Origin of the sequence: Solemya elarraichensis gill symbiont (assembly GCF_002021095.1) — a bacterium.
GTDB lineage: Bacteria > Pseudomonadota > Gammaproteobacteria > Chromatiales > Chromatiaceae.
The window spans coordinates 1-1,878 of sequence record NZ_MPRK01000296.1 but is presented as its reverse complement, the minus strand read 5'-3'; the positions used below and the strand labels follow the sequence as shown (position 1 = coordinate 1,878).

Sequence of the window (1,878 nt, the reverse complement as noted above, 5' to 3'; positions counted from 1 at the left end):
AAAAGGGCGACTTGGATGTCCCGTTTTACATCACGAGATCAAAGACACGCTTGTGCTTACGCAGGTGTGCCACAACCATCATCAACTGACTATGATCCGACAGCCTCGATTTCTCTTACCATTCCGTTTGGTGCTGGCGGGATAAAAGATTTCGGCATCAGTCTGAATGTCCTTTCAACCGATGAAGAAAATGCCTGGATGGGCGGTGCTGGCGTCACTTTTTATCCGGCAAAAGATAACAAGCTGGGATGTAGCTTGATTGGCGGACGCAACTTTACGGGCAGCGAGCTCCATCTTGGTTATGATTTCTGCCAGAAAGTATTCAACTTTGGCATTGGTGTGCTTGATACGAAAGGTGATAATAACGTGGGCTCGCCTCCCGTATCCGACAACCGCCTGAAGAGGGATGTCGAGCAAATAGCAACACTGGATAATGATCTGAAACTCTACTCCTTCAAATATCTGTGGGACGAGAAACCCTATGTCGGCGTAATGGCACAGGATCTGCTTGAACAGTCAGACTATCGTGATGCAGTTACCATCGGAGACAAGGGCTTCTATGCTGTTTACTATAACAAGCTGGGATTAAAGATGATTACGTTCAATGAATGGAAAAAGAACAACGCGGAAATCTTCCTATAGAGACCGCTTGTTCCGGCCTGTACCGGATAGTCATACTGAACAAGGCTTGATCAGATATGGTCAGGCCTTTTATTCATGCAAAGGAAGGCCGTAGAGAATGATAACGACCAATAAAAAAGCCCATGCATCTCTGCATGGGCTTTTTGAATATATGGTGCCCAGGGACAGAATCGAACTGCCGACACGGGGATTTTCAGTCCCCTGCTCTACCGACTGAGCTACCTGGGCAAAATTTGATGTGTGACCAGGTAAAACCCGGCTTCACATCACTCATTTTCTGAAGCTGTTCAAAAAATGAAGGCGCAATTAAACCGTTTGCGCCGTCAGAAGTCAAGATGAAATTAGCCTTGTGGATTGAAATCAGGCGGCAGGTCGGCGGCATCCTCAAAAAAGAATTTCTCCATCTGCTCTTCGAGAAAAGTGCGCGACTTGGGTTCTATCGGACTCAATCGATACTCGTTGATCAGCATCGTCTGGTGCTGCAGCCACTGCTGCCATGCCTCCTTGCTGACATTGTCAAAAATTTTCTGGCCCAACTCACCGGGATAGGTGGGGCGATCAAGGCCTTCGGCCTCTTTTTTCAGCTTGATACAGTTTACGCTACGGCTCATTAATTTCTCCTTAATTGACAGGTGATCGGTTATTCTACACCCGTCAGGCCTTTTACCCTGTCATATGCTGCGGTAAAACCTTTCAGAGAAACCGCAAAACCAAATTTCTTGTTGTTAACCGAAACAAGGGAAAGCTTCAGGTTTCCCCCATCTTTCAATTTCTTCACAATGTCCGAATCAAACTGAAAAGGCACCATACAACCACTCGGCAGACAGGTTCTGTAGGCCAGCGCCGCAAATGGCTCAGTATCATCGATTCTCAGTGTCACACCATCCTTGAGAGAAACGCCGAGAGGCATGCGTATACGACCGGCAATCTTTCCTCCCGCTGTTGGCACGACACGAACCTCCAGAAGTACCCTTTCTGAGTCTTTTCGCTTCTGAATCTGTGACATGACACATTGTGTTGTCTCGGCCTGCTCGCGCTTGACCGTTTGACAGGTTACCCTCCAGTCCCCATGTCCTTCATTGACTGTAACTTCACCTTGCTGCTGAGCAACGGTAGTCGTTGAATAGAGCCCAACTGCCAAGCGTGTCTTTGATCTCGTGATGTAAAACGGGACATCCAAGTCGCCCTTTTACACTCGATCTTCGACAGCCTTTATTGCCCCGGACGCCCTGCGTC

3 protein-coding genes and 1 tRNA gene are annotated in these 1,878 nt (G+C 48.0%); 1 reads left to right on the top strand and 3 read right to left on the bottom strand.

The annotated features are described in order from the left end of the window. Positions 1-642, top strand: a 642-nt coding sequence (locus BOW51_RS10360; protein ID WP_217349040.1) for a tail fiber domain-containing protein, incomplete at its 5' end; no start/stop codon positions are given. 152 nt (positions 643-794) lie between these two features. Here BOW51_RS10360 and BOW51_RS10355 read toward each other — a convergent pair. The 3 genes from BOW51_RS10355 to BOW51_RS10345 form a co-directional block, all read right to left on the bottom strand. Beyond that, a tRNA-Phe gene (locus BOW51_RS10355) sits at positions 795-870 on the bottom strand. A gap of 113 nt (positions 871-983) precedes the next feature. Continuing rightward, complete coding sequence (locus BOW51_RS10350; protein ID WP_078477642.1) at positions 984-1,253, bottom strand: oxidative damage protection protein; 270 nt, start codon at positions 1,251-1,253, stop codon at positions 984-986. Between the two features lie 29 nt (positions 1,254-1,282). Next, the gene (locus tag BOW51_RS10345; protein WP_167367335.1) at positions 1,283-1,783 is read right to left on the bottom strand and encodes an invasion associated locus B family protein; all 501 of its coding nucleotides are present in this window, start codon (positions 1,781-1,783) and stop codon (positions 1,283-1,285) included. Positions 1,784-1,878 lie beyond the last annotated feature (95 nt).

What these genes read in the sequence shown, in the direction of transcription:
- BOW51_RS10350 (WP_078477642.1), bottom strand. Translation starts at nt 1,253, where the DNA reads ATGAGCCGTAGCGTAAACTGTATCAAGCTGAAAAAAGAGGCCGAAGGC.